The sequence below is a fragment of the Massilia frigida genome, assembly GCF_011682175.1.
Lineage (GTDB): Bacteria > Pseudomonadota > Gammaproteobacteria > Burkholderiales > Burkholderiaceae_D > Telluria_A > Telluria_A frigida.
In genome coordinates this window covers 41,671-66,648 of sequence record NZ_WHJG01000013.1, presented here as the reverse complement: position 1 = coordinate 66,648, position 24,978 = coordinate 41,671, and the positions used below count along the sequence as shown (strand labels likewise).

Below are 24,978 nucleotides of genomic sequence, written 5' to 3'. Positions count from 1 at the left end.
TGGGTCTAGTCTCGATGCCTACCTTGACGTCGCGGCATCACATCTGTAGCGCTGGCAATCGCCATTTGTGCGATAAATTCTTCGCTTCCAAGAACGGCGTTGCCGTTGGTGGCTTTGCGCACTTGCTCGAGCATTGCCTGCGGCATTTCCTCTTGGAACAATGCGCGATAGTTGCACTCGCGCTCAGACTGTTCTGCTCCAAGCGCAGAATACAGCGCGTGTGGCTTGACGATGTTGTCCGCTTCTCCGTATGCGTTTGCTTGATAACTCGACCATCGGTAGTCCAGGGGATGAGCCACCATGCCGGCTCGTACTGGATTAAGCTCAATATAGCGTTGACACACGAAAAAATACTTCTCGTCCTGCACCAGGCACGAGCGATACCGTCCCTGCCACAGCGTTCCAATGCGTTGATGGCGCCGGTTGACGTATTGAACGTAGCGCTCTCCCAGCGACTTCATCATTACAGCCGGCGACGAGCAGGACTCGGGCGATATCAGCAAATGGATGTGGTTCGTCATCAGTACATATGCGTGCACGCTGCAGCTTGCTTGTTCAGCGGCGATACGCAACAGATCAAGATAGACGAGATAGTCTGCCTGGACGAAAAAACAGGGTAAGCGATTGTTACCTCGTTGGATGATGTGAAGGGGAACCTCGGGAATAATCAGACGATTTCGGCGTGGCATAAGGCACTCTGAAAAAAGGGGTAGGGGGCTAACAAGCTGCGTCAGCGTAACGCCTTATGCGACGTCGTCTTGTGCCTGCGTCAATCGCGCGCGTTTCGTTGCTAATCAGAGGTCATGCTAATCAGAGGTCAGACCCCGGTGGTGCCCTGTGGGGGCAATAGCTTGCGAACTGGAATTTAATTGCTAATCAGAGGTCAGACCCCGGTTGAAGAGGTCTGGTGCTGCATCAATCGCGCGCGTTTTATTGCTAATCAGAGCTCTGGCCCCGGTATTGCAACAGCGTGCGACCGGGAATTTAATTGCTAGTCAGAGCTCTGACCCCGGTTAAGCAACAAGTTGACGAGGAGGCAAAGCGCGCTACACTTTGGGCTTGCCCACCGAATGGAGACATGATGCGTCCGATCCCTCTGCAGTGCTGCCTCGCCATCCTCGCCGCCCTCGGGGCGGCCGCGCCGGCGCAGGCGGACACCGTCCTCGATAACGCCAACGGCTATACCCTCAACAGCCGCAACGAGCTGCTGCGCTTCACTTCCCTGGCGTTCGACGACAAGGGCCGCATCCTGGCCGTCGGCAGCGCCACCCAGACCCGCGCCAAAGCGCCCAAGGCGCGCCACATCGACCTGCAGGGCAAAACCGTTCTCCCCGGCCTGATCGACGCCCACGGCCACGTGTTCGGCCTGGGCGAGATGCTCACCCAGCTCGACCTGGCCGGCAGCGCCACCCTGGCCGACGCCCTCACATCAGCTTCCGACTACGCGCGCGCCAATCCCTCGCACCCCTGGCTGCGCGGACGCGGCTGGAACCAGGAGATCTGGAAACTGGGCCGTTTCCCCACCGCCGCCGAACTCGATGGCGCCGTCGCCGACCGCCCCATCTGGCTTGAACGCGTCGACGGCCACGCCGGCTGGGCCAACACGCGCGCTCTCCAGCTGGCCGGCATCACCAGGGACACCCCCGACCCGGCCGGCGGCAAGATCGTGCGCGACGCCGATGGCAACGCCACCGGCGTCCTGATCGACGCCGCCCAGGAGCTGGTCGCCAACGTCCTGCCCAGGCAGTCCGAGGCCCAGGCGAAAGTCGTCCTCGACCGCGCCCTCAAGCAGATCGCGCACATGGGCCTGACCGGCGTGCACGATGCGGGCATCAACGTCGGCCAGGATGCCCTCTACCGCAGCTACGCCGACCAGGGCAAACTGACCGCGCGCGTGTACGCCATGATCGGCGACGTCGGCGCCGACTTCGACCAGCTTTCGGCCAAGGGCCCGCTCAAGACCTACGCCAACGACCTGTATGCGCTGCGCGCGGTCAAGCTGTATGCGGACGGCGCCTTGGGCAGCCGCGGCGCCGCGCTCATCGCGCCCTACAGCGACGAACCCACATCGCACGGCCTGCTGTTCCGCCAGAACGCCGATATCCACGCCATGATGGACAAGGCCATGCGGCGCGGCTACCAGGTCAATGTGCACGCCATCGGCGACGCCGGCAACCGCCAGATCCTCGACGGCTACCAGCAGCTGATCCCGCGCTATCAAAGCAAAGGCGGCGCCGCGCTGCGCCACCGCATCGAGCATGCGCAAGTCGTGGCACCCGCCGATATCGCGCGCTTCAAGACCATCGGCATCGTACCGTCGATGCAGCCGACCCACGCCACGTCCGACATGAACATGGCCGAACAGCGCGTCGGCCCGCAGCGCATCAAGGGCGCCTACGCCTGGCGCACGTTTCTCAAGCAAGGCTCGCGCATCGCCTGCGGCTCGGACTTCCCGGTGGAGTCGTCCAAGCCCTTCTTCGGCATCCACGCGGCCGTCACGCGCCAGGATGCGGCGGGCCGGCCGGCCGCCGGCTGGTACGCCAACGAGGCCATGACGCTCAAGGAAGCGCTGCGCTGCTTCACCCTGGACGCGGCATGGGCCGGCCACCAGGAAAAATCCACCGGCTCGCTGGAAAAGGGCAAGTGGGCCGATTTCATCGTCGTCGACCAGGACCTGTTCACCATGCCTGTAGCCGATATCCACAAGGTCGGCGTGCTGCAAACCTGGGTCGGCGGGCGCCAGGTGTTCAAGAAAGAGTGAACAGGAAGGAGGAAACAGCGGGCGCATAAATGATTTGACTTGGTTGTATATACAACTTAGACTTTGAAGCTGCACGGGGCGCGTGCCGCCTGCGTACGCGCCTGCCCCTAAACTCTTGAAGGAGATGCCATGACCACCGATCCGACCAGTTTCGATGATGATCCCCGCTTCGACGCCAGCCGCACGATCCGCGCCCCGCGCGGCACTGAACTGGCTTGCAAAAGCTGGCTGACGGAGGCGGCCTACCGCATGATCCAGAATAATCTGGATGCGGAGGTGGCGGAAAATCCCAAGCACCTGGTGGTCTACGGCGGCATCGGCCGGGCCGCGCGCAACTGGGCCTGCTACGACCAGATCCTGGCCTCCCTGCGCGAACTGGAAGACGACCAGACCTTGCTGATCCAGTCCGGCAAACCGGTCGGCGTGTTCCAGACCCACCCGGACGCGCCGCGCGTCCTGATCGCCAACTCGAACCTGGTGCCCAAGTGGGCCAACTGGGAACACTTCAATGAACTCGACCGCAAGGGCCTGTTCATGTACGGGCAAATGACGGCCGGCAGCTGGATCTACATCGGTACCCAGGGCATCGTGCAGGGCACCTACGAAACCTTCGCCGAGGCGGGGCGCCAGCATTTCGGCGGCGACTGGGGCGGACGCTGGATTCTCACCGCGGGCCTGGGCGGCATGGGTGGCGCGCAGCCACTGGCGGCCACCTTCGCCGGCGCGGTCTCGCTCAATATCGAGTGCCAGCAAAGCAGCATCGACTTCCGCCTGCGCACGCGCTACCTGGACAAGCAGGCCAAGGACATTGACGACGCCATCGCCCTGATCAAGCAGCACACGGCCGCGCGCGAAGCGGTGTCGATCGGATTGCTGGGCAACGCGGCCGACGTGCTGCCGGAGCTGGTGCGGCGCGCCAGGGCGGGCGGCCTGGTGCCGGACATGGTGACCGACCAGACCTCGGCGCATGACCTGATCAACGGCTACCTGCCGCGCGGCTGGACCGTGGAGCAGTGGAAGGCGGCGCAAAAAGACCCGGCGCAGCACGCGCGCCTGACCGCCGACGCGGCGGCATCGTGCGCGGTGCATGTGCAGGCCATCCTCGATTTCCACGCCATGGGCGTGCAAGCGGTCGACTACGGCAACAACATCCGCCAGGTGGCCAAGGACCAGGGCGTGCTCGATGCCTTCGCTTTCCCGGGCTTCGTGCCGGCCTACATCCGGCCGCAGTTCTGCGAGGGCCGCGGCCCGTTCCGCTGGGTGGCGCTGTCGGGCGACCCGGAAGATATCTACAAGACCGATGCCAAGATCAAGGAACTGTTCCCGGAGCAGAAGCAGGTGCACCACTGGCTCGACATGGCGCGCGAGCGGATCGCCTTCCAGGGCCTGCCGGCGCGGATCTGCTGGCTGGGCCTGGGCGAGCGCCACATCGCCGGCCTGGCCTTCAACGAGATGGTGCGCACGGGCGAACTGAAAGCGCCGATCGTCATCGGCCGCGACCACCTCGATACCGGCTCGGTCGCCAGCCCGAACCGCGAAACGGAAGCCATGCGTGACGGTACCGATGCGGTGTCCGACTGGCCGCTTCTGAACGCGCTGCTCAATACCGCCGGTGGCGCCACCTGGGTGTCGCTGCATCACGGCGGCGGCGTCGGCATGGGCTACTCGCAGCATTCGGGCGTGGTCATCGTGGCCGACGGCACCGATGCCGCCGCCAAACGGCTGGCGCGGGTGCTGGTCAACGACAGCGGCTCGGGCGTCATGCGCCACGCCGACGCCGGCTACGAGACGGCCGTCGCCTGCGCCAAGCGCAATGGCCTGAACCTGCCGATGGTTCCCTAACTCCGCCAATCACGCATATCTGAACAGAGCAAACATGAACACGACTTCGAACCAAGGCTGGACCCTCACTCCCGGCGCAATGAGCATGGCCGACCTGCGCGCTGTGTGGGCCGCGCCAGGCGCGCTGACGCTGGCGCCATCGGCTTACCCCGTCATCAGGGCCTCGGCCGCGGCGGTGGACGCCATCGTCGCCAAGGGCGACGCCGCCTACGGCATCAATACCGGTTTCGGCATCCTGGCCAAGACCCGCATCCCGGACGAAAAGCTGGAAGAATTGCAGCGCAACCTGATCCTGTCGCACTCGGTCGGCACCGGCGCGCTGCTGTCGGACGCGGTGGTGCGCCTGATCATGCTGATGAAAATCGGCAGCCTGGCGCGCGGCTTTTCGGGCGTGCGGCCGCTCATCATCGATACCCTGATCGCGCTGTACAACGCCGGCATCATGCCGGCCATTCCGGCCAAGGGCTCGGTCGGCGCCTCGGGCGACCTGGCGCCGCTGGCGCACATGACGCTGGCCATGCTGGGCGTGGGCCAGGTGCGCGTGAACGGCGAGCTGCTCGAAGCGCTTGACGCGCTCAAGGCGGCCGGCATCGAGCCGGTGGTGCTCGGTCCCAAGGAAGGGCTGGCGCTGATCAACGGCACCCAGGTTTCGACCGCGCTGGCGCTGCATGGCCTGTTCATGACCGAACGCCTGCTGGAAGCGGCCATGGTGGCCGGTTCCCTGTCGCTGGATGCGGCCAAGGGCAGCGATGCGCCGTTCGACGCGCGCGTGCATGAAGTGCGCGGCCAGCCGGGCCAGATCGCGGCGGCCGCCATTTATCGGCAACTGGTGGCGTCGAGCGCGATCCGCGCCTCGCACCTGGTCGGCGACGAGCGCGTGCAGGACCCGTACAGCCTGCGCTGCCAGCCGCAAGTCATGGGCGCGATCATGGACCTGATCGCGAACGTGTCGCGCACCCTGCTGATCGAGGCGAATGCCGTCACCGACAATCCGCTGATCTTCGCCGACACCGGCGAGATCATCTCGGGCGGGAACTTCCACGCCGAGCCGGTCGCCTTCGCGGCCGACACGCTGGCGCTGGCGATCGCCGAAATCGGCGGCCTGGCCGAACGCCGCATCGCGCTGCTGATCGACGCCACCTTGTCGGGTCTTCCGCCGTTCCTGGTGCGCGAACCGGGCGTCAATTCGGGTTTCATGATCGCTCACGTCACCGCCGCCGCGCTGGCGTCGGAAAACAAGTCGCTGGCCCACCCGGCCAGCGTGGACAGCCTGCCCACCTCGGCCAACCAGGAAGACCATGTGAGCATGGCGACCTTCGCGGCGCGCCGCCTGGACGAGATGGCGCACAATACGGCGGTGATTGTCGCCATCGAGCTGCTGGCGGCGGCGCAGGGGATCGATTTCCACCGTCCGCTCACGTCTTCGCCGCACCTGGAGCACGTGCACCAGCAACTGCGCCAGAAGGTGCCGTTCTTTGATGCCGACCGCTTTTTTGCCCCGGATATCGAGGCGGCGCGCCAGATGGTGCTGGACGGCGAGTTGAGTGCTTCCTGCAAGCCGCTGTTCGCGGCGCTGTACAGCGCTGTGCCGTCGAATTGATAATCAGGCCATAATGCAAAAAAGGTAAAGGTGGGCGATCATGGATTTTGACTTCAAGGCGGGCAGTATTGCTTTGCTGGTGTCGATGCCGCACGTGGGCACCGACATCCCGGACGACATCGCGGCGCGCTTCTCGCCTGACGCGCTGGCTCGTCCCGACACCGACTGGCACCTGGCGCAGCTGTACGGTTTTTTGAAGGAGATGGGCGCGTCGACCCTGGCGGCGCGCTGGTCGCGCTATGTGATCGACCTGAATCGCCCGCCGGAAGACACCAACCTGTATCCGGGCATGGATACGACCGGGCTTTGTCCGGTCGACACCTTCGGCAACGCCGCCTTGTACAGGGACGGCCAGGCGCCAGATGAACATGACGTGCGCGGACGGCTGGTGCGTTACTGGCAGCCGTACCACCGCCAACTGCGTTCCGAAATCGACCGCCTGCTGGCGCTGCACGGCAGGGTCGTGCTGTGGGATGCGCATTCGATCGCCTCGGTGGTGCCGCGCTTTTTCGAGGGGCGCCTGCCGGACCTCAATTTCGGCAGCGCCCAGGGCACGTCGTGCGCGCCGGGGCTGGAACAGGCCGTGGTAGGCGTGGCGCAGGCGCAGGACCGTTTTTCGGTCGCTGTCAACGGGCGCTTCAAGGGGGGCTACATCACGCGCCACTACGGCCAGCCCGACGCGAACGTGCATGCGATCCAGCTGGAGATGTGCCAGGACCTGTACATGGATGAACACGCGCCGTTCGCTTACCGGGCGCAGGTCGCGGCCGAGGTCCAGCCGCTGCTGCGTCAACTTACCGAAGCGGCGCTGGACTGGGTGCGCTCATGAGCGAGCCGTGCACCCTGTTTGCGCGCCAGGCCTTGCTGGCGCACGGCTGGGAGGCCAACGTCCTGCTCGAATGGGATGCCGGCGGCACCCTGCTGACGGTTGCGCCGGGCGCCGTGCATGCCGGCGAGCCAATCGCCGACCTGGTCTTGCCGGGCATGGTCAACCTCCATTCGCACGCTTTCCAGCGCGCCCTTGGCGGCCTGACCGAAACCGCTGGCGAGGGGCCGGACAGCTTCTGGACCTGGCGCCAGCTGATGTATCGCTTCGCGCGCAATATCACGCCGCAGCATATCGAGGCCATCGCCGCGCAGCTGTTCTCGGAATGCCTGCGCCACGGTTACACATCGGTGTGCGAATTCCATTACGTGCAGCGCGACCAGGATGGCGCGCTGTACGCGCGGCCGGCGGAAACGGCCGAACGCGTGGTCGCCGCGGCGCACCTGGCCGGCATTGGCGTGACCATGCTGCCGGTGTTGTACAGCTACGCGGGCTTTGGCGAAAAACCGCTGGCGCCGGAGCAGCAGCGCTTCCGCACCGATGCCGCCGACGTGCTGCGCATCGTCGACGCGCTCGAACCTTTGCGTAGTAGCCAGGTCGAAGTCGGCGTGGCCCCGCATTCGCTGCGCGCGGCGTCGGCGGGCCAGATCCGCGAGGTGCTGGCGGCGCTGCCAGCGGCCCGTCCGCTGCATATCCACATCGCCGAGCAGCAGGGCGAGGTGGAACAGTGTTTGGCGTTGACCGGACAGCGCCCGGTACGCTATTTGATGGAGCAGGTGGCGCTCGATGCGCGCTGGTGCCTGGTGCATGCCACCCATCTGGACCAAGGCGAAACCGCCGCGCTGGCAGCCAGCGGCGCGGTGGCGGGCCTGTGCCCGACCACGGAAGCGAACCTGGGCGACGGCCTGTTTCCGCTCGCGCCTTATCTGGCGGCCGGCGGGCGCATCGGCATCGGCAGCGACAGCCACGTGTCGCAGTCGCCGGTGGAGGAATTGCGCTGGCTCGAATACGGCCAGCGCCTGCTGCACCAGAAGCGCAATGTGGCGGCCTCTCCAACGCAGCGCCGCGTCGGCGACTTTTTGTGGCAAAGTGCCTTGCATGGCGGAGCCCAGGCCAGCGGGCGCCCGGTGGGCGTGCTGGCGGCCGGCAAACGGGCCGACCTGCTGGTGCTCGACAGCGAGCATCCCAACCTGGCCGGCATCGGTCCGGAGGATGTGCTGGGCAGCTTCCTCTTCTGCGGTAACGACAATCTTGTCAGGGATGTGATGGTGGGCGGCCGCTGGGTCGTGCGCAATCACGAGCACATTGCGCAAACGGCGATTGCGCAGCGCTACAAACAGACCATCGCCGAACTGCGCAAGCTACGACCATGACCATCCTGATTCCCTATGCCAGCCTGGAAGCGTCCCCGTGGAAGAACGGCGGCGGCAGCACCACCGAAATCGCCATTTCGCCGCCGCTGGCGGGGCTCGACACGTTTGATTGGCGCATCAGTCTCGCTACCATCGCCAGCAGCGGACCGTTTTCGGTCTTTGCCGGCATCGACCGCACCCTGGCGCTGGTCGACGGCCCGGGCGTGACGCTCGATATCGATGGTGACAGCCGCTTTGTGCTGGGCGACGACGATCCGGTGCTGGAGTTTGCCGGCGAAGCGCAAGTCATCGCCACCGTCGGCGAGCGGCCGACCACGGACTTCAACGTCATGACGCGGCGCGCGCGCTGTTCGCACCAGCTGGGCAAGCGCAGCCTGTCGGGCACGTCCGGCTTTGCCACCCGCGCCGATGTGACGATCTTGTTCCTGGCCGAAGGCGACAGCCTGGAAGTGAGCGGCGACGATGAGCGGATCGGCATGGTGCGCTACGACGCGGTGCTGTTCGAGGGCGAATCCATCTGGACGCTCGAAGCGGGCCAGGCGACAATTTTCATTGTCGATATTTACTTCCATGAGGACTAGCCGATGACATCCTGCGACGCGCGATGCGACGCGCTATGCGACGCGCTATGCGACGCGCTATGCGACGCGCTCTTTACCAATGTGCACCTGGCCACCATGGAGCAGGGCTACGGCGAACTGCGCGACGGCGCGATTGCGGTAAAGGATGGACGCATCGCCTGGCTCGGGCCGCGCGCCGAGGCGCCGCCGGCCGCCAGCGTGCACGATGGCGGCGGCTGCTGGCTCACGCCCGGCCTGGTCGACTGCCACACGCATATTGTCCACGCGGGCAACCGCAGCGACGAATTCGAGGCGCGCCTCAATGGCGCCACCTATGAAGATATTGCCAAGTCAGGTGGCGGCATCATGTCGACCGTGCGCGCCACCCGCGCCGCATCGGAAGATGAGCTGCTGCGCCAGAGCCTTGCGCGCGTGGCCAGCCTGCTGGCCGAAGGCGTGACCACGCTCGAAATCAAGTCCGGCTATGGCCTGACCCTGGACGACGAGGCCAAGATGCTGCGCGTGGCGCGCCGCGTGGGGCAGGTGCTGCCGGTGAGCGTGTCCACCACCTTCCTCGGCGCGCATGCGCTGCCGCCGGAATTTGCCGGCCGCGCCGACGACTATGTCGACGAGATCTGCCAGCGCATGCTGCCGCAACTGGCGGCCCTGGGCCTGGCCGATGCGGTCGACGCTTTTTGCGAGCGCATCGGCTTTTCCAGCGCCCAGACCGAGCGCATTTTCGAGGCGGCGCGGCGCCACGGCCTGCCGGTCAAGCTGCATGCGGAGCAGCTGTCGGACCAGGGTGGGGCCGAACTGGTGGCGCGCTTCGGCGGACTGTCGGCCGACCACCTCGAACACCTCAGCCTGGCCGGCATCGATGCGATGGCGGCATCCGGCACGGTGGCGGTGCTGCTGCCGGGTGCTTACTACTTCCTGCGCGATACCGTGCAGCCGCCGGTGGCGGCCCTGCGCGCCTCCGGCGTGCCGATGGCGGTGGCCACCGACTGCAATCCCGGCACCTCGCCGATGACGTCGATCCTGCTGGCGATGAACATGGCCTGCACCCTGTGGCGGGTGACGCCGCAGGAAGCGCTGGCCGGCGCCACCATCCACGCCGCGCGCGCGCTCGGGCGCGATGCCGACATCGGCTCGCTGGCGGTCGGCAAGCGCGCCGACTTCGCGCTGTGGGATATCGCGCGGCCGGCCGACCTGTCGTACGCGATCGGTTTCAATCCCTGCCGCGCGGTGGTCAATGCGGGCGTGCTGCGCAAACCGGTGGTAAGCTTGCCCGGTTAAATTTTCGGGAGAGTGCCGTGCGCACCTTTTTTGCCACGGCCTTGCGCTGGCTATCTGTCTTTACGCTGGTCCTTGGAGGCGCCGCCACGGCGGCCGATGGCGAACCCCTGCGCGTCGGTTCCAAGCGCTTTACCGAGTCGTACATCCTGGGCGAAGTGCTGACCCAGGCTGCGGCCGCCCACGGCGCCAGGGCCGAACACCGCCAGGGCCTGGGCAATACGGCGATCGTGCTGGCCGCCCTGCAGGCCGGCAGCATCGACGTGTATCCCGAATATAGGGGCACGATCGATCTCGAAATCCTCAAGAACACGTCCGCCAGTTCGCTCGACCAGATGCGCGCGGCCCTGAAACCCATGGGCCTGGGCGTGGCGCTGCCGCTGGGTTTTAACAATACCTATGCGCTGGCCATGCGCGCCGACAGCAAGGGCATCGACAGCCTGTCGGACCTGGCGCGCCAGCCGGCGCTCAAGCTCGGCCTGTCGCACGAATTCATCGGCCGCGCCGATGGCTGGCCGGGCCTCAAGCAGCGCTACGGCTTGCCGCACACGCCGCGCGGCCTCGATCACGGCATCGCCTACGAGGCCCTGGCGCAGCGCCAGGTCGACGTGATCGACATTTACTCGACCGACGCCAAGATTCGCCAGTACGGCCTGCGCGTGCTCAAGGACGACCTGGGTTATTTTCCGCGTTACGACGCCATGCTGCTGTACCGGCTCGATGCGCCGCAGCGCTTTCCGGCCGCGTGGGCGGCCATCGCGCAACTGGAAGGGCGCATCACGGCCGAACAGATGATCGCCATGAACGCGCAAGTGGAACTGGAAGGGAAGAGTTTCGCCGCCGTGGCCAAAAACTGGCTGACTCCCGCCAAGGGCGCCCAAGGGGCGGCGCGCGCTGGCCTGATGGGCAAGATGTTCGATGCCAGCCTGTGGACCCTGACGCGCCAGCACGTGGTGCTGGTGCTGGCATCGGTGCTGCTGGCCTGCCTGGCCGGCATTCCGCTGGGGATCGTGGCCGCGTTCGCGCCGCGCCTGCGGCAAACGGTGCTGGCGCTGGCCGGCATGCTGCAGACGGTGCCGTCGCTGGCCTTGCTGGCGATCCTGATCCCGCTGCTGGGCATGATCGGCACCGTGCCGGCGCTGGTGGCGCTGTTCGTGTACGCGCTGCTGCCGATCGTGCGCAATACCTGCACCGGCCTGTTGGGCGTGCCGCAGGGCTTGCGCACGGCGGCGCTGGCGCTGGGGCTGGACCGGCGCGCGACGCTGGTCCATGTCGAGCTGCCGCTGGCCTTGCCGGTGATTTTGGCGGGCATCAAGACGGCGGCGGTGATGAGCGTGGGAACGGCCACGATTGCGGCCTTCATCGGCGCCGGCGGTTTCGGCGAGCGCATCACGATTGGCCTGGCGCTCAACGATAACGATATGTTGCTGGCCGGCGCGATTCCGGCGGCGCTGCTGGCTTTGCTGACACAGGGGCTGTTTGAAGCAGGGGAACGCTTGATAGCGCGCCGCCGCTAGCGTTGCGTGGCGCGCACGCTGGCGCACGCGTTTGCGCGGCGTCAAGCACGCCGTTTTCGGGAGGATAATAATTGCTTACACCAAGTTACCGCTCTAAACAGAGGTAAGCAATTGTAAAGGCTAAAGAATTACCGGCAGCCGCCCACTATAGTGAAGCCGTAGATTGACTCCAGTCTCCCCTCCCCATTCGAAAAAAATGGGTTTGCCCACGGTGATTTTAGCCCGTGGGCTTTTTCTTTTCAGGACGCTGCAAGCTTGCCGAGGGCGTCGCCGTCGACGCGGCAGATACGCCAGTCCGGCAAGAGTTGCGCACCCACGCTTTTGTAAAAGTTGATGGCGTTTTCATTCCAGTCGAGCACCGACCATTCGAAGCGGCCGCACTGGCGTTCCACCGCCAGTTGCGCCAGCGCGCCGAGCATTTGTTTGCCGTAACCTTTTCCACGGTGTACTTGCTTGACGTACAGGTCTTCCAGGTACAGGCCCTTGCGCGTGAGGAAGGTGGAGAAATTGTGGAAGAACAAGGCGAAACAGGCCACCTCGCCATGTTCCACGCCGACCAGCGCTTCGCAGGAGGGACGCGCGCCGAACAGGGCGTCATGCAGTTGCGCTTCGGTGGCCACGACCAGGTGTTCGAGTTTCTCGAACACGGCCAGTTCGACGATCATGCCGTAAATATGGGCGACGTCGGACGCTTGCGCCGGGCGGATGGTGAAGGTGTTGTCGGAATTCATGGAACCTCGGGAATGGCGGCCAGGCAGGCGTCCGGCGCGGGTTGGGTGGAAGCGGGGGATGCGGCGGCGGGCGCGGGCGCACGCAGCGCCCAGGCGACGCTGGCCAGGCAGACGACCATGCCCAGCCATTCGACCGGGCCGGGCCGGTAATGTTCCAGCTGGATCGACAGCAACACCGAAATGACGGGCGTGACCACGCCGATGTACACGGCTTTTTGCGAGCCGATGCGGTTGATCAGGGTGAAGTAGGCGTTGAAGGCGATGACCGAGCCGAACAGCGACAGGTAGAGCAGTGCCATCCAGTAGCGCGGCGCGGCGGGCAGCACGAATTGCTGGCCGGTCGCAAGCGCCCAGAGGGCCACCATCGAGGTGCCCCAGAACATCGACCAGGCCATGGTCAGCATCAGGTTCGTCGATTGCTCGCGCACCTTGGCCACCACCACCGTGCCGGCCGAGCTGGCAATGGTGGCGACCAGGGCCAGCGCCAGGCCGAGCAGGAAGTGGCCGCTGCCGCCGCCGGCGATGTCTTGCCAGGCGCCGGCAATCGAGTGGTAGAACAGCATCGTCACGCCGGCGATGGCAATCATGCCGGCGGCCCAGGTGCGCCAGGAAATCGGCGTGCCGAAGGCGATGCGGCTGCAGATCGGAGTCCAGAACACCATCAGCGCGAACAGTACCGCCACCAGGCCCGACACCAGGTATTGCTCGGACCCGTAAGTGCACACATACGACAGGGCAAAAGTGAAGAATCCCTGCAGCATCACCCAGCGCTGGGCGCGCCACGGCAGGCGCAGCTTGTCGCCGCGCAGCAGGCACCAGGCAAACAGGGTGGCTGCCGCCAAGCCGAAGCGGTACACCACCGACACTGCCGGCGCGACTTCGCCCAGCTGCAAGGTGATGGCAAAAAAAGTGGAGCCCCAGATCAGGGCCGCGATCGCGAAGAGGAGTGGAGATGACATGCGGAAAGTATATGGGCATTCTCAATTTCCTGCCCGTCATCGCCATAAATGCGTCAGCGCGCCAACCTGTCTACCACGCGAGGTGCAGGCGGCGGTACAGGAAGCTCAGCACGAACAGCGGACCGATCAGCAGGAAGCGCAGGTCGTCGAAGAACGAGGGTTTTTTGCCTTCGATCTTGTGGCCGATAAACTGGCCGATCCATGCCAGCACGAAGATGGCCAGCGACAGCGGCAGCACGGTGGCGGGCGGCATCAGGCTGAGCAGGCCCAGCATCACGGCCGACATCGCCAGCATGCCGGCCGCGAACGGCTTCGACAATTTGAAGTAATAGCATAGCGACAGCAAGGTGACGGCCACGGCCGCGAACGGGTGGATCCACCAGACAATCCCGAGCAGGGTGAACACGATCACGGGCACGCAGACGAAGTGGATCACTTCATTGGTATGGTTCAGGTGGCTCTCGCTATATTTGGCGAGCAGGGTATCGATGGCGCGCGGCTGGGTAGCTTGGTCCATGGGAGTCTCCGGATTTTGTTGTTGTGGTTGGCTTGCCGGACGATTCTACACCCGTCTGGCGCCCTGCTAGAATCGCTGCCATGAACGATTTCCTGTCTTCCACGGCCGACCCGGACGCGGCACCGCTCAAGCGCTGTTTCGCGCCGGTGGTCGACGCGCACACCCGCATCCTGGTGCTCGGCAGCCTGCCGGGCGAACGCTCGCTGGCGCAGCAGCAATATTATGGCAACCGCCAGAACCGGTTCTGGATGCTGATGTCGGAAGCCACCGGGGTCGACCTGGTGGCGCTGGACTACGATGCGCGCCTGCAAGCGCTGCTGGCGCAGGGGATCGGCCTGTGGGATGTGGTGGCGCAGGCCACGCGCGAAGGCAGTCTGGACAGCCAGATTCGCGGCCAGGTCGGTAACGATCTGGTGGGATTGGTGGACAGCTTGCCGCAGCTCCGGACGATTGCGTTCAATGGCGGTACGGCGGCGCGGCTGGGCATGAAAGCGCTGGGCGAACACGCGCGGCGCTACCGTATCGTGTCCTTGCCGTCGAGCAGCCCGGCGTATACGGCACCGTATATGGAAAAATTGATAGTGTGGAAGACGTTGCGTGATGATCTATTGAAATAGACCAGCGCGACCGGGCTTGCACGTTCCGCCCGTGCAAGAGCGATACACGAGCTCCATTCACTTATGCAAATTGCATTGCACAAACAATAATTTTTATCTTGACGCTAGGTTGGCATGCGACTAGCATTTCTCTGCCACCCAAGGTGGTATACCGTTCGATTGAATTTCGCTATTTTTAGAAGGATACGAAAATGAAAAATCAAAATGGAATGAAAACGTTCGCGTTCAAGCTGGCCGAGAAAAAAGCCAAGGAAGCGAAACCCGCACCACAGTGGCAAGCGCGCGAAGGCGTGTCCACCGCCGGTTGCTCCGGTCCTGATGCGCGCGGCGACCGCCGCCCAGGTCGCGACAACGGTATCTATTGCTGACCGATTCGCTGGATAAAAAGCCTTGCTCATCGCAGGGCTTTTTTTCGTCCGCACCCCGCATCCCTCTTTTCATTGGCATATGGCAAACAAGGTTTTGATTGTCAGTAACAGCGCCGACCTGCACGTCGACCTGCTCATTCCCATCCTGCAGGCCAAGGGATGCGCGGCCTTCCGTCTCGATCTGGACGCCTTCCCGCGCGACTATCAAACGTCCCAGTGGTTTGCCGGGGGCGTGCTGCGCCAGTGGATCCGCCACCTGCCCACGGGCGTGACGCTGGACCTGGACGAGGTGGGCGCGGTCTGGAGCCGCAAGCCGGCCGACTTCTCTTTTCTCAGCCCCGACCTCGGCATCCAGGAACGCATCTACGCCAGGGCCGAAACCGAACAATCCCTGTTCGGCATGCTCTACACCCTCGATTGTTTCTGGATGAGCCATCCGCTGGCCCTGCGTGGCGCCATGTGGAAGGGCGAGCAATTGCAGCGCGCCGCGCGCATGGGTTTCCTCATTCCCGCCTCGCTCACGACCAATTCGCCGGCCGAGGTGAAAGCCTTCCGCGCCAGTTTTGACGGTCCCATGATTTTCAAGGCATTGTCCAGCCCCAACCTCGGTGGCGACGGCCTGGCCGACGCCGACCGCGTGAACGCCGGCGTCGGCACCACCCTGGTCGACCAGGCCATGCTCGAACAGCTGGAATCGGTCGGCGAACTGGCTTGCCATTTTCAGCAGTACATCCCCAAACAATACGAACTGCGCGTGACCATCATCGGCGAGCGCGTGTTCGCCGCCAAAATCCATTCGCAGGACGACCAGCGCACCGCCATCGATTCGCGCGACATGTCGGCCGCTATCGGCTACGAGGCGACCGTCTTGCCGGACGCGGTGCGCGAGCGCTGCCTGGCATTCGTGCGCAGCTATAACCTGCCTTACAGCGCGCTGGACCTGATCGTCACGCCGGGCCAGGACCTCGTTTTTCTCGAAAATAATCCGGTCGGCCAGTTCCTCTATATCGAGCAGTTGATTCCCGAATTCGCGCTGCTCGACGCACTGGCCGACCGACTCATTGAGGGGTGCGCATGATCCAGCCAGACCGTTTTGCCATGCAGGTCCAGATCAAGGGGATCGAAGCGCTGCGAAAAAGCCGCGTCCTGGTGTTCTGCGCATCCGATATCGATATGGAGATCCTGCCCGCCTTGTATGACCAGTGCCGCGGCATCGGCCGCGTGCCGCGCCTGGACGTGGTGCTGCAATGCCGTGGCGGCATCGTCAACGCGGCGCGCCGCATCGCGCTGCTGCTGCGCCAGTTCACCGACCACCTGGGCTTCATCGTGCCGTATCACTGCGAGTCATCGGGCACCATCCTGGCACTGGCTGCCGACGAAATCATCGCCGGCGACCTGGCCATGTTCTCGCCGATCGATCCCCACCTGCATGGCGGCAGCGATGAGGACAGCCCCGCCTCCTCGTTCTCGTGCCAGGACATCAAGATGTTCGGCGCCATGAGCGAGGAATGGTTCGGGGTCAGCTCCGACGAGGCGCGCCTGCAATCGCTGGGCCTTCTGTGTAACAGTGTGTTCCCGCCGACCCTGACCGCGTTCTACCGCTCCACCCAGGAAGTGATGCAGATCGGCGAAGAGCTGCTTCGCTTCCAGCTGCCTGGCAAAACCGAGACGTTCCGCCAGGACGTTGTCAAGGAACTGATGTTCGGCTACTACTCGCACAACTACGCGCTCACCAGCGAAGAGCTGGCAAGACTCGGCCTCGCCATCCGGCGCGAACCCGATGTCGAGGAGTGCGCGTGGGCCATTTCGCGCGTCCTGCAAACGATCGTCGGCGGCGGCCTGCGCGAATCGACCGATGCACCGTGGAACGATGCCTTGCTGGCCACGCGCGACGGCGCCATGCTGCGCAAGCGCCGCAGCGGCGGCTTTTTGCCGCGCTGGAGCCAGCTCCCCGTCTCGCCATGAGCAGCGCGCCCTACCTCGCGGAGATCATCCGCTTCTTCACCGCTTTTTTGCTCGCGTGCGCCGCCCTCGGCAAATTGCGCACGCTGGCCGCGTTCGCCGATAACCTGGTCGACTCCTTCGGCCTGCCCCGGCCGGCGGCCACGATGCTGGCGCCCGCGGTGGTCGCGGCCGAAGCGCTGCTGGCCGCCCTGATCCTGGCCGGCGGCGGCACCGGCCGCGCCGGCATGGCTGGCGCCCTGGTGCTGTTCGTGCTGGTAACGGCGCTGGTCGGCTATCGCTACGTGGTGGAAGGCAGCGTCAAATGCAGCTGCTTCGGCGAGAGCGAACGGCCGGTGTCCGGCTTCGATTTGCTGCGCAATGGCTTGATCATCGCCAGCATTGGCGTCTGCCTCGCTTTTTCCGGCGGCGCCGCCTTCGGCAAGAAAGAGAGCGTGCTGGCCGCCGCGCTGGCGCTGACCGCCACGATCGGCGCTATCGGCTTCCACGATCTGGCCCGCGCCCTGAAGCGGAGCGCATGATGGATAGCGACGTCCTGGCCCTCATCCTGCTGCTGCTGGCACTGAGCGTGGCCCTGAACCTGAAGCTGTCGCTGCATCTGTCGAAAGTCGTCAATAGCCTGAGCGCGGCCGCCAAGGCGGCGTCGCTGCTGCCGGTGGGCGAAGCTGTTCCCGCCTTTTCCGGCAAGCTGCTGGCCGGCGGCGCGCCACTCGCGGCGGGCGACGCCGGTCAGCCCATGGTGTTGCTGTTCCTCTCCAGCGCCTGCCCCAAATGCCGCCAGAAGCTGGCGGAGATCGAGCGCCTGGCGCCGCTGGCGCGCGACGCCGGCCTGGCGCTCTGGCTGGTCAGCATCGAACCCGCATGGCGCCTGCGCCGCTTCCTGCGGGCGACTTCGCTGGCTGGCAGCACCCTGCGCGTGGCCGGCGCCGACTACGAGATGCTCAATCCCGTGATGTCCTCGCCATCGTACCTGTTCGTCAGCGCCGCCGGCACGCTCGACGCGCGCGGCATGATCGGCGATGACGACTGGCGCAGTTTTTGCGAACAGATGGACGAGGTGCGGATCGCCAGCGAGGCCAGCGCGTGAGCCAGCCATCGCCCCATCTCGACCGCCTGCGCCTGCTGCGCCCCTTTGCCGCGCGCCTGTGCGCCGGGCTGGCATGCATGGCCGTCACGGTGCTGATCCAGCTGGCTTATCCCAAGGCGCTGTCGTACTTCATCGATAACATCAATTTGCAGAAGGACATGGCCTGGTTCAGCTCACTGGCGCTGATCATGCTGGCCGTGCTCGCGGTGCAGGCCGTGGCGGCCACCGCGCGCTATTACATTTTCGAGTCGACCGGCTACATGATCGTCACGCGCATCCGGCGCCAGTTGTACGCGGCGCTGATCGACCAGCCGATCCGCTTCTACGACAAGCACCATGTCGGCGAACTGAATAACCGCCTCACGGCCGATGTCGAAATCCTGCACGACACCCTGACCATGGGCATGGCGGTATCGCTGCGCTGCCTGTGCGTGTTCATCGGCGGCGTGGCGATGCTGCTGACAATTTCGCCGGTCCTGTGCCTGATGCTGGTGTTCTTTTTGCCCGCGACCCTGTACCTCGGCAAAGTGACCGGCAAGGTGTACCGCAAGCAGGCGCGCCTGATGCAGGACGGGCAGGCCGATTGCGCCAAGGTCGCGCACGAACATTTTTCCAATATCCGCCTGGTGCACGCCTTCAGCCAGCAGCGCACCGCGCGCACCCGGTATGCCGGTGCGACCGAACACGCGCTGTCGCTGTCGGTGTCGAGCAGCGCGCTGTTCGCGCTGTTTCGCGGCGGTTCGTCCTTCCTGGTGTACCTGGCGCTGCTGGGTACCCTGTGGTTCGGCGCGCGCCTGATCGGCCAGGGCGCGCTGTCGGTGGGCGACCTGACCGCCTTCATCCTGTACGCCAGCATGGTGACCGAAGCGGCCGGCGCCATCGGCGAATTCTGGAACGCGTGGATGCGCACCATCGGCGCCACAGAATGGATTTTCGAGGTGATCAACGCCGAATGCGCGCCGCCAGCGGCGGCCGGCGGCGAGGTGCGCTTGCAGGGCAACCTGGCCTTCAACGATGTGGTGTTCTCGTATCCCGAGCGGCCCGACGCGCAAGCGCTCAAAGGCATCGATTTTGCCATCGCCGCCGGCGAGACCATTGCATTGGTCGGCGCGTCCGGCGCCGGCAAGTCGACCATCGCGAGCCTGATCCTGGGCTTTTACCAGCCCGACAGCGGCAGCATCTCCTTCGATGGCGTCGACGCGGGCGCCATGCCGCTGGCCGGCATCCGCAGCAAGCTGGCGATCGTCGAGCAGGAGCCATCGCTTTTTTCGGGCAGTATCTTCGAGAACATCGCGTTCGCAGTCGCCGAACGGGAAGTGACGCTGGACGAGGTGAAGGCAGCGGCGGCTTTGGCCTATGCCCACGATTTCATTTGTTGCTTCCCGGACGGCTACGACACGTTGGTCGGCGAGCACGGCACGCAACTGTCGGGCGGCCAGAAACAGCGCATCGCGATTGCGCGCGCCCTGCTGCGCGATCCGCGCATCCTGATTCTCGACGAAGCGACCAGCGCCCTCGACTCGGCCAGCGAACTGCAGGTCCAGCACGCCCTCGACACCTTGATGCAAGGGCGCACCACGATCATCATCGCGCACCGCTTTTCCACCATCGTCAAGGCCGACCGCATCCTGGTGCTCGACCAGGGCCGCCTCGCGCAGCAGGGCACGCACGCGCAACTGGTGGCGCAGCAGGATGGTTTGTATTTCCACCTGATGCGTCACCAGCTCGCGCGCGCGCAGCCGGTGGCGGCTTAAATTCCGGCTGCGGGCAGGGTTTTGCTGAACTGCGTTACCCCATTCAGGTCCAGCAGTTCGACCTTCATCGCTTTCGATTGCGGGTCGATATTGACTTCGCCGAAGAACTGGTAGCCGGCAAACGGCGACGAATTCTGCACCGGCGGCGACTTGGAAAACACTTCGGTCGGGCCGAAGGTCATATCGAGTTTGCCCGGGCCGAAGGAGCCGGCATTCATCGGGCCTGCCACGAACTCCCAGAACGGTGCGAAGTCGGTGAAATGCGCCTTGGCCGGGTCGTAGTAGTGGGCCGCGCAGTAATGCACGTCGGTGGTGATCCAGACCACGTTCGGCACCGTCTTGATGCCCTTGAGCAGACGCGCCATTTCCAGCTCGCGCCCCGAGGCCGGGCCGCTCACGCCGTTGGCCACCGCTTCCCACATCGCCACGCCCTTGGCATCCTTGCCGTCGGCCACCTCCAGCCCGATCGGCATGTCCGACGAGATGACCTTCCAGGTCGCCTTGGAGGCCTTCAGTTCGGCGATCAGCCAGTCCACCTGGACCGAACCGAGGATGGCCGAACTGGCGTTTTCCTCGCTTTGCAGGTTGGTGCTGTTGGGACCACGGTAGCTGCGCATGTCGATCACGAACACGTCGAGCAGGGGGCCGTAGCCGATGCTGCGGTAGATGCGCTGGGGTTCGGCCTGTTTGTAATAGCGCATCGGCGCGTATTCCAGGAAGGCGCGGCGGCCCCGTTCGGCCAGGGTGGCGACGTTCTTTTCCTTGTAGCGCGCATCGGCCGAGAGGTCCTTGGCGCCGCTGTAGTTGTTGGTGACCTCGTGGTCGTCCCATTGCCAGATCTGCGGCACCTGCGCGGCGAATTTGCGAAAGTTCAGGTCCAGCGTGTTGTAGGCATGACGCCCGCGGAATTCCTTGAGCGTTTCGGCGACCTTGCTCACTTCCTCGGTGACCAGGCTTTTCCAGATCTGGCCATTTTCAGCCTTCGCTTCGGCCGCGATCGGGCCGTCCGCGTAGACGGTGTCGCCATTGTGGATGAAGAAATCCGGATCGCGCTTGCGCATCGATTCGTACATGCGCACGCCGCCGAAATCGGTGTTGATGCCCCAGCCCTGGCCGGCCTGGTCGCCGCTCCAGTGAAAGCGGATGGCGCGCTTGCCGTCGGCCTGCGGCATGGTGCGGAACTGGCCCGCCACCACTTCGCTCTCGATGCGGCCGTTGGCCGGGTCGATGTACTTCACGCGCACGAACACGGTCTGGCCAGCGGGCAGGCCGGACAAGTCGACGCGCGAGGTGAAATCGGTGGCGTCGGTGGCATACGGGCCGACAATGCGGCTGGCGTTGGTGAAGCGTTCGCTGGTGTCGTATTCGACGATCATTTGCGCATTGCGGTCGCTGCGGCTCCAGATCACGGCGCGCTCGCCCGTCACGTCGCCGAACCCGATCCCGGAGGGCAGCTTGGGCCGTTCGGCGTCGCTGGGGATCACGGCGGGGGCGGGGGAGTCCGAGCTGCCGCAGGCCGACAGCAGCAGCGAACCATTGAGCGCCGTGCCGCCGGCGAGGATGCCGCCGCGCGTGAGAAAACCGCGGCGTGAAAGTGTTGAGGTCATGAAGGCTCCAGTGAACGATGGCTGGAAGTCTGGAGCCTGTTTATGACACGCTGATGAATCGGCGCGGAAAAGTCAGGTCGCGGCCAGTTCGCGCATCACGCTGGCGCTGTCGCTGATGGTGGCGTATTCGCCGTCCAGGTTGGCCAGCGCCATTGCGTGCACCTCGTCGGCGCTGCGCGCCTGGCCGCCGTAGTCGGTGCAGGCGAAGGCGAAGCAGGCGTCGGCCACGACGGTGGTGTCGAATCCCAGGTTGCCGGCGCTGCGGGCGCTGCCTTCGACCGAATTGTTGGTGCTCACGCCCACGATGACGATACGTTTGACGTCGCGCACCCGCAGCCAGCGTTCCAGGGTCGAATGGATAAAGGCATCGGGCACGTTTTTTTCGACCACGTGTTCATGCGGCAGGGGCGCGAGCGCTTCCTGGAATTGTACGCCCGCCTGGCCCGGCCAGAACAGGCTGCCCGGCGTGCGCGAGATGTGGCGTACGTGGACCACCGCCGCGCCGGCCGCGCGCCAGGCTGCCAGCAGGCGCGCGATGCGCTCCGCGGCATCGGGGTTGTTACGCTGGCCGGCGGCCGGATTGGCCATGGCTTTTTGCATGTCGATGATGATCAGGGCGGGCAGTTCGCTGCGCATGGGGGCTCGCTAAGAATGGACGAGCGACGATTATAGGCCGCTGCTTGCCGGGCGCGCCAGCTGCGACTTCTACGTACCCAAACGCATGCTCAGTAAGCGCGCTGGCGGTTGCCGATCTGGGAGCGCAAATAGGCCAGCTTGGCCGAATAGCGTTCGGTGGCCGCGTGGGTGGTGCTGTTGTCGAGCGCCAGCGCCAGTTCGTCGCGCGCAGCCGTGCCTTCGCCCAGGCGCCAGTGCGCGATCGCCAGCCAGAAGTGAAACTCATGGTTGAAGGGGGCGCGCCGCACTTCCTTGTCCAGCAGGTCGCGCGCCTGGTCATAGCGCGCCTCTGCCAGCGCCTTCATCGCCTGGTGGAACCAGTGGTAGGGCGGGGTCGGCTCCAGCTTGGCCAGGCGCGCCGCCAGCGCCTGCGATTCCTGTGTCTTGCCCAGTTTGGCCAGCACCGGCACCAGGTTGTGCATGGAGATCGTGCTTTCCGGCTCCAGCGTGAGCGCGGCCTTGAACGCACGCTCGGCCAGCGGATGGTCGCCGTGGCGCTGGTAGATCACGCCCAGCGTGTTGTACGGGGTGGAGAAGGAGGGCAGGTGCACCACCGCCGCGCGCGCCCACCAGTAAGCTTGATCGAGGTGCATGTCGGCCAGCGCCTCGGCCGCGCGGTTATTCATGTACATCGCTTCGATCATGCGCTCTTCGATCGTGTGCGCGTTGAAGCGCGCGCTGTCCGCGGGCGGCAGGAAGTCGATGGTCAGCATGCGCTCGTCGGGCGGGACGCCGCGCGGCTGGACCGTGCGGCGCTTGCCCATGGAGAGGTTGACGTGGGTGCTGGCGAAATACAGGCCGGCGTTGCGGGTCCAGGTTTCGTCGATCATCACGTCCTGGTACTGCACCTCCAGTCCCAGGTGCTTGGCGAAAGCGGACGTCATCAGCACCAGCGACAGGCAGTTGCCCATGCGCGCGTCGAACGTTTCGGCGGCGTTGCGGGTGACGCTGGCATCGTATTCGAGTTTCAGCTCGCCCTTGGTGTAGAGCGCTTCGACCAGGCCGCGCTCGGGGCCCAGCTTGCGTATCAGGGCGGTGAATTCGGGGCTGTCGATGTAGGCGCGCATGGCGGGGCTGATCACGAACAGCTGCTCCGGGCCGACCGGGGACGCCGGCGGCGCGAACGAGGCGTCGCTGAAGACCGCCGGCAGCGGCAGCGGCGGCTGCACGCGCACACCTGCGCAGCCGCTGCCCAGCAAGGACAGTGCACAGAGGACCAAGCTGGCAAGTAGTCTCATCGTCGCCTCCTGAAGTCGTGCTTTCAGTATCGTCGCCGCGCGCAGGAAAGTCTAGTGCTCGCCGTGGAAGGAATCGTGCAGTTCGTCGAGCAGGTCGGTGATGTCGTCGTCGGACAGGCCGAGGTAGGCGCTGGCGCGCGCGCCGCCCTTGTCCCATTCGAGCGAGCCGCCGTGGCCCTGGTACTGCTGGATGGCGCTTTCGGCCAGCAGCGACAGCGCCACCAGGGCGCGCACGGCGTCGTCGGTGGCTTCGTCTTCGAGCACGCTGTAATCCTGGTGGTGCAGGATGGCCCAGGCGACCTCGCTCGACAAGCCCCAGTTGCGCGCCAGCAGGCAGCCGATGGCGGCGTGGTTGGTGCTGTGGCGTTCATCTTCGAGCGCGGTGAAGGGGCGCAGCGGGTCGTTGGCGGCGTCGGCGAAGGTGGCGGCGTAGCCGGGAAAGCGCTGCATCAGCAGCGGCACGCCGGTGTCGCAGAACAGGCCGAAAGTATGGGCCACGTCGGCTTCGCCGATGCGCAGGCGGCGCGACAGGTAGACCATGGCCTGGGCGCGCCGGGTCGACAGGTCCCAGAAGCTGGCCAGCGAGGCGTGGTCGGTGCCGATGGTGCGGCGCGCCAGCAGGCCGGTCATCAGGGCGGCTACTTGGTTGATTCCAAGAAACAAAATCGCTTGCTCGATCGACTTGGCCTTGCGCTTGCCGCCGTAGAAAGAGGAATTGGCCAGCTTGAGCAGCGCCCCGGACATGCCGACGTCGCTGGCGATGATGCGTCCGATGGTGGCCGGCGACGGGTCTTCCGACATCAGTTCGCGCTGCAGGTCGGCCAGCAGGCTCGGACGCGGCGGAATCCGGATCGACTTGATCAGGGCGTCGACCGGGTCGTCGGAGGAGGTGGCGAGGGCGGCTGGGTTGCTCATATGATATCGGCGATTAGTTTCCGCGAGGAATTTCTTGCAATGCATCACTATAAACCAGTCTGCCCGGCTGTGCCTGATCTTGTGGCAAGCAAAAAAGAATCTTTCTTCAGTGTTGGCGCGCCGTCACACATTGCGCGCCATTGTCGCAAGGTAGAATTGTTTCTCATGAAAATGCAGACAAAGACACCGTTGGCGGGCATCGATTTTCATGCGCCGTCGCAGGAGGTGGCGCGCCAGCTCATCGGCGTGGTGCTGCTGGTCGATGGCGTGGGCGGGCGCATCGTCGAGACCGAGGCCTACGACCGCGACGATCCGGCCTCGCACAGCTTTTCCGGCCCCAGCGAGCGCAACCTGGCCATGTTCGGCCCGCCCGGGCATGCCTATGTGTACCGCTCGTATGGGATGCATTGGTGCCTTAATTTTGTCTGCCGCGACGATGGCCATGGTGCCGGAGTGCTGATCCGCGCGCTCGAACCCCTGGCGGGAATCGGCCTGATGCGCGAGCGGCGCGGGCAGGACGATGTGCGCCTGTTGTGTTCCGGGCCCGGCAAGCTGTGCCAGGCGCTGGGCGTGACGCGCGCCCACAACGCGCTGGCGCTGGACGCGCCGCCGTTCGCGCTCAGCGCACCGGGTGAACCGGTGGTGGTGGTGGCCGGGCCGCGCATCGGCATTTCCAAGGCCATGGACGTGCCCTGGCGCTTCGGCCTAGCCGGTTCGCGCTTCGTCAGCAAGCCGTTCCGCTGAGCCGGGCCACGCTGGCCGGGGCGCGCAGCCCG

General features: G+C 65.2%; 24 protein-coding genes. 16 read left to right on the top strand and 8 right to left on the bottom strand.

Going from position 1 to position 24,978, the window contains the following annotated elements; genetic code table 11:
• Nucleotides 1-5 precede the first annotated feature (5 nt).
• Nucleotides 6-689, bottom strand: coding sequence for a transposase (locus F2P44_RS14650; protein WP_167087587.1), 684 nt, complete (start codon nt 687-689; stop codon nt 6-8).
• Between the two features lie 392 nt (nt 690-1,081).
• Here F2P44_RS14650 and F2P44_RS14645 point away from each other — a divergent pair, with 392 nt between their 5' ends.
• The 8 genes from F2P44_RS14645 (at nt 1,082) to F2P44_RS14610 (ending at nt 11,772) form a co-directional block, all read left to right on the top strand.
• Nucleotides 1,082-2,761 carry an amidohydrolase gene (locus F2P44_RS14645; RefSeq protein ID WP_229423558.1) on the top strand — a complete coding sequence of 560 codons (1,680 nt, stop codon included), beginning with the start codon at nt 1,082-1,084 and terminating at the stop codon, nt 2,759-2,761.
• Nucleotides 2,762-2,890: 129 nt separating this feature from the next.
• Complete coding sequence (hutU, locus tag F2P44_RS14640; protein ID WP_167087583.1) at nt 2,891-4,603, top strand: urocanate hydratase; 1,713 nt, start codon at nt 2,891-2,893, stop codon at nt 4,601-4,603.
• Nucleotides 4,604-4,637: 34 nt separating this feature from the next.
• Entirely contained in the window at nt 4,638-6,203 is a 1,566-nt protein-coding gene (hutH, locus tag F2P44_RS14635; RefSeq protein WP_167087581.1) for a histidine ammonia-lyase, read from the top strand.
• 40 nt (nt 6,204-6,243) lie between these two features.
• Nucleotides 6,244-7,032 (top strand): N-formylglutamate deformylase, encoded by a 789-nt coding sequence (gene hutG, locus F2P44_RS14630; protein WP_167087579.1) that lies wholly within the window; start codon nt 6,244-6,246, stop codon nt 7,030-7,032.
• Nucleotides 7,029-8,402: a formimidoylglutamate deiminase gene (locus tag F2P44_RS14625; protein ID WP_167087577.1), complete on the top strand. Its 1,374-nt coding sequence runs from the start codon at nt 7,029-7,031 to the stop codon at nt 8,400-8,402. The genes hutG and F2P44_RS14625 overlap by 4 nt, the downstream gene beginning before the upstream one ends.
• Complete coding sequence (locus tag F2P44_RS14620; RefSeq protein WP_167087575.1) at nt 8,399-8,983, top strand: HutD/Ves family protein; 585 nt, start codon at nt 8,399-8,401, stop codon at nt 8,981-8,983. Before F2P44_RS14625 ends, F2P44_RS14620 begins: the two co-directional genes overlap by 4 nt.
• A gap of 3 nt (nt 8,984-8,986) precedes the next feature.
• Nucleotides 8,987-10,258 carry an imidazolonepropionase gene (gene hutI / locus F2P44_RS14615; RefSeq protein WP_167087573.1) on the top strand — a complete coding sequence of 424 codons (1,272 nt, stop codon included), beginning with the start codon at nt 8,987-8,989 and terminating at the stop codon, nt 10,256-10,258.
• A 17-nt stretch (nt 10,259-10,275) separates the two neighbouring features.
• Nucleotides 10,276-11,772, top strand: a complete 1,497-nt coding sequence (locus F2P44_RS14610) for an ABC transporter permease/substrate-binding protein (RefSeq protein WP_167087571.1) — start codon at nt 10,276-10,278, stop codon at nt 11,770-11,772.
• 239 nt (nt 11,773-12,011) lie between these two features.
• Here F2P44_RS14610 and F2P44_RS14605 read toward each other — a convergent pair whose 3' ends face one another.
• The 3 genes from F2P44_RS14605 to F2P44_RS14595 all read right to left on the bottom strand — a co-directional run bounded on the left by F2P44_RS14605 (nt 12,012) and on the right by F2P44_RS14595 (nt 13,979).
• Nucleotides 12,012-12,503, bottom strand: coding sequence for a GNAT family N-acetyltransferase (locus tag F2P44_RS14605; RefSeq protein WP_167087569.1), 492 nt, complete (start codon nt 12,501-12,503; stop codon nt 12,012-12,014).
• Entirely contained in the window at nt 12,500-13,462 is a 963-nt protein-coding gene (locus F2P44_RS14600) for a DMT family transporter (protein WP_167087567.1), read from the bottom strand. Before F2P44_RS14600 ends, F2P44_RS14605 begins: the two co-directional genes overlap by 4 nt.
• A 70-nt stretch (nt 13,463-13,532) precedes the next feature.
• Nucleotides 13,533-13,979 carry an Mpo1 family 2-hydroxy fatty acid dioxygenase gene (locus F2P44_RS14595; protein WP_167087565.1) on the bottom strand — a complete coding sequence of 149 codons (447 nt, stop codon included), beginning with the start codon at nt 13,977-13,979 and terminating at the stop codon, nt 13,533-13,535.
• A gap of 80 nt (nt 13,980-14,059) precedes the next feature.
• On the opposite strand from F2P44_RS14595, the gene F2P44_RS14590 reads away from it, so the two are divergent.
• The 7 genes from F2P44_RS14590 (at nt 14,060) to F2P44_RS14560 (ending at nt 19,767) form a co-directional block, all read left to right on the top strand.
• On the top strand, nt 14,060-14,596 hold the full coding sequence (locus tag F2P44_RS14590) for a DNA-deoxyinosine glycosylase (protein ID WP_167087563.1): 537 nt from the start codon (nt 14,060-14,062) through the stop codon (nt 14,594-14,596).
• A 191-nt stretch (nt 14,597-14,787) separates the two neighbouring features.
• Nucleotides 14,788-14,964 (top strand): hypothetical protein, encoded by a 177-nt coding sequence (locus tag F2P44_RS14585; protein WP_167087561.1) that lies wholly within the window; start codon nt 14,788-14,790, stop codon nt 14,962-14,964.
• Nucleotides 14,965-15,043: 79 nt separating this feature from the next.
• Nucleotides 15,044-16,042, top strand: coding sequence for an ATP-grasp domain-containing protein (locus F2P44_RS14580; protein ID WP_167087559.1), 999 nt, complete (start codon nt 15,044-15,046; stop codon nt 16,040-16,042).
• Entirely contained in the window at nt 16,039-16,929 is an 891-nt protein-coding gene (locus F2P44_RS14575; protein ID WP_167087557.1) for an SDH family Clp fold serine proteinase, read from the top strand. The genes F2P44_RS14580 and F2P44_RS14575 overlap by 4 nt, the downstream gene beginning before the upstream one ends.
• Nucleotides 16,926-17,447, top strand: a complete 522-nt coding sequence (locus tag F2P44_RS14570; protein ID WP_167087555.1) for a MauE/DoxX family redox-associated membrane protein — start codon at nt 16,926-16,928, stop codon at nt 17,445-17,447. The genes F2P44_RS14575 and F2P44_RS14570 overlap by 4 nt, the downstream gene beginning before the upstream one ends.
• Entirely contained in the window at nt 17,447-18,013 is a 567-nt protein-coding gene (locus F2P44_RS14565) for a TlpA family protein disulfide reductase (RefSeq protein WP_167087553.1), read from the top strand. The genes F2P44_RS14570 and F2P44_RS14565 overlap by 1 nt, the downstream gene beginning before the upstream one ends.
• Nucleotides 18,010-19,767, top strand: a complete 1,758-nt coding sequence (locus F2P44_RS14560; RefSeq protein ID WP_370662693.1) for an ABC transporter ATP-binding protein — start codon at nt 18,010-18,012, stop codon at nt 19,765-19,767. The genes F2P44_RS14565 and F2P44_RS14560 overlap by 4 nt, the downstream gene beginning before the upstream one ends.
• Here F2P44_RS14560 and F2P44_RS14555 read toward each other — a convergent pair.
• From F2P44_RS14555 to F2P44_RS14540, 4 genes are all read right to left on the bottom strand, one after another.
• Entirely contained in the window at nt 19,764-21,374 is a 1,611-nt protein-coding gene (locus F2P44_RS14555) for an alkaline phosphatase D family protein (protein ID WP_167087551.1), read from the bottom strand. The genes F2P44_RS14560 and F2P44_RS14555 overlap by 4 nt on opposite strands.
• Before the next feature lie 72 nt (nt 21,375-21,446).
• Nucleotides 21,447-22,010, bottom strand: coding sequence for a cysteine hydrolase family protein (locus tag F2P44_RS14550; RefSeq protein ID WP_167087549.1), 564 nt, complete (start codon nt 22,008-22,010; stop codon nt 21,447-21,449).
• 89 nt (nt 22,011-22,099) lie between these two features.
• Complete coding sequence (locus F2P44_RS14545; RefSeq protein WP_229423557.1) at nt 22,100-23,287, bottom strand: tetratricopeptide repeat protein; 1,188 nt, start codon at nt 23,285-23,287, stop codon at nt 22,100-22,102.
• A 51-nt stretch (nt 23,288-23,338) separates the two neighbouring features.
• Complete coding sequence (locus F2P44_RS14540; protein ID WP_167087547.1) at nt 23,339-24,202, bottom strand: HDOD domain-containing protein; 864 nt, start codon at nt 24,200-24,202, stop codon at nt 23,339-23,341.
• A 165-nt stretch (nt 24,203-24,367) separates the two neighbouring features.
• On the opposite strand from F2P44_RS14540, the gene F2P44_RS14535 reads away from it, so the two are divergent.
• Nucleotides 24,368-24,946, top strand: a complete 579-nt coding sequence (locus F2P44_RS14535) for a DNA-3-methyladenine glycosylase (RefSeq protein WP_229423556.1) — start codon at nt 24,368-24,370, stop codon at nt 24,944-24,946.
• Nucleotides 24,947-24,978 lie beyond the last annotated feature (32 nt).

What these genes read in the sequence shown, in the direction of transcription:
- F2P44_RS14650 (WP_167087587.1), bottom strand. Translation starts at nt 689, where the DNA reads ATGCCACGCCGAAATCGTCTGATTATTCCCGAGGTTCCCCTTCACATC.
- F2P44_RS14645 (WP_229423558.1), top strand. Translation starts at nt 1,082, where the DNA reads ATGCGTCCGATCCCTCTGCAGTGCTGCCTCGCCATCCTCGCCGCCCTC.
- hutU (WP_167087583.1), top strand. Translation starts at nt 2,891, where the DNA reads ATGACCACCGATCCGACCAGTTTCGATGATGATCCCCGCTTCGACGCC.
- hutH (WP_167087581.1), top strand. Translation starts at nt 4,638, where the DNA reads ATGAACACGACTTCGAACCAAGGCTGGACCCTCACTCCCGGCGCAATG.
- hutG (WP_167087579.1), top strand. Translation starts at nt 6,244, where the DNA reads ATGGATTTTGACTTCAAGGCGGGCAGTATTGCTTTGCTGGTGTCGATG.
- F2P44_RS14625 (WP_167087577.1), top strand. Translation starts at nt 7,029, where the DNA reads ATGAGCGAGCCGTGCACCCTGTTTGCGCGCCAGGCCTTGCTGGCGCAC.
- F2P44_RS14620 (WP_167087575.1), top strand. Translation starts at nt 8,399, where the DNA reads ATGACCATCCTGATTCCCTATGCCAGCCTGGAAGCGTCCCCGTGGAAG.
- hutI (WP_167087573.1), top strand. Translation starts at nt 8,987, where the DNA reads ATGACATCCTGCGACGCGCGATGCGACGCGCTATGCGACGCGCTATGC.
- F2P44_RS14605 (WP_167087569.1), bottom strand. Translation starts at nt 12,503, where the DNA reads ATGAATTCCGACAACACCTTCACCATCCGCCCGGCGCAAGCGTCCGAC.
- F2P44_RS14600 (WP_167087567.1), bottom strand. Translation starts at nt 13,462, where the DNA reads ATGTCATCTCCACTCCTCTTCGCGATCGCGGCCCTGATCTGGGGCTCC.
- F2P44_RS14595 (WP_167087565.1), bottom strand. Translation starts at nt 13,979, where the DNA reads ATGGACCAAGCTACCCAGCCGCGCGCCATCGATACCCTGCTCGCCAAA.
- F2P44_RS14590 (WP_167087563.1), top strand. Translation starts at nt 14,060, where the DNA reads ATGAACGATTTCCTGTCTTCCACGGCCGACCCGGACGCGGCACCGCTC.
- F2P44_RS14585 (WP_167087561.1), top strand. Translation starts at nt 14,788, where the DNA reads ATGAAAAATCAAAATGGAATGAAAACGTTCGCGTTCAAGCTGGCCGAG.
- F2P44_RS14580 (WP_167087559.1), top strand. Translation starts at nt 15,044, where the DNA reads ATGGCAAACAAGGTTTTGATTGTCAGTAACAGCGCCGACCTGCACGTC.
- F2P44_RS14575 (WP_167087557.1), top strand. Translation starts at nt 16,039, where the DNA reads ATGATCCAGCCAGACCGTTTTGCCATGCAGGTCCAGATCAAGGGGATC.
- F2P44_RS14570 (WP_167087555.1), top strand. Translation starts at nt 16,926, where the DNA reads ATGAGCAGCGCGCCCTACCTCGCGGAGATCATCCGCTTCTTCACCGCT.
- F2P44_RS14565 (WP_167087553.1), top strand. Translation starts at nt 17,447, where the DNA reads ATGGATAGCGACGTCCTGGCCCTCATCCTGCTGCTGCTGGCACTGAGC.
- F2P44_RS14555 (WP_167087551.1), bottom strand. Translation starts at nt 21,374, where the DNA reads ATGACCTCAACACTTTCACGCCGCGGTTTTCTCACGCGCGGCGGCATC.
- F2P44_RS14550 (WP_167087549.1), bottom strand. Translation starts at nt 22,010, where the DNA reads ATGCGCAGCGAACTGCCCGCCCTGATCATCATCGACATGCAAAAAGCC.
- F2P44_RS14545 (WP_229423557.1), bottom strand. Translation starts at nt 23,287, where the DNA reads ATGAGACTACTTGCCAGCTTGGTCCTCTGTGCACTGTCCTTGCTGGGC.
- F2P44_RS14540 (WP_167087547.1), bottom strand. Translation starts at nt 24,202, where the DNA reads ATGAGCAACCCAGCCGCCCTCGCCACCTCCTCCGACGACCCGGTCGAC.
- F2P44_RS14535 (WP_229423556.1), top strand. Translation starts at nt 24,368, where the DNA reads ATGAAAATGCAGACAAAGACACCGTTGGCGGGCATCGATTTTCATGCG.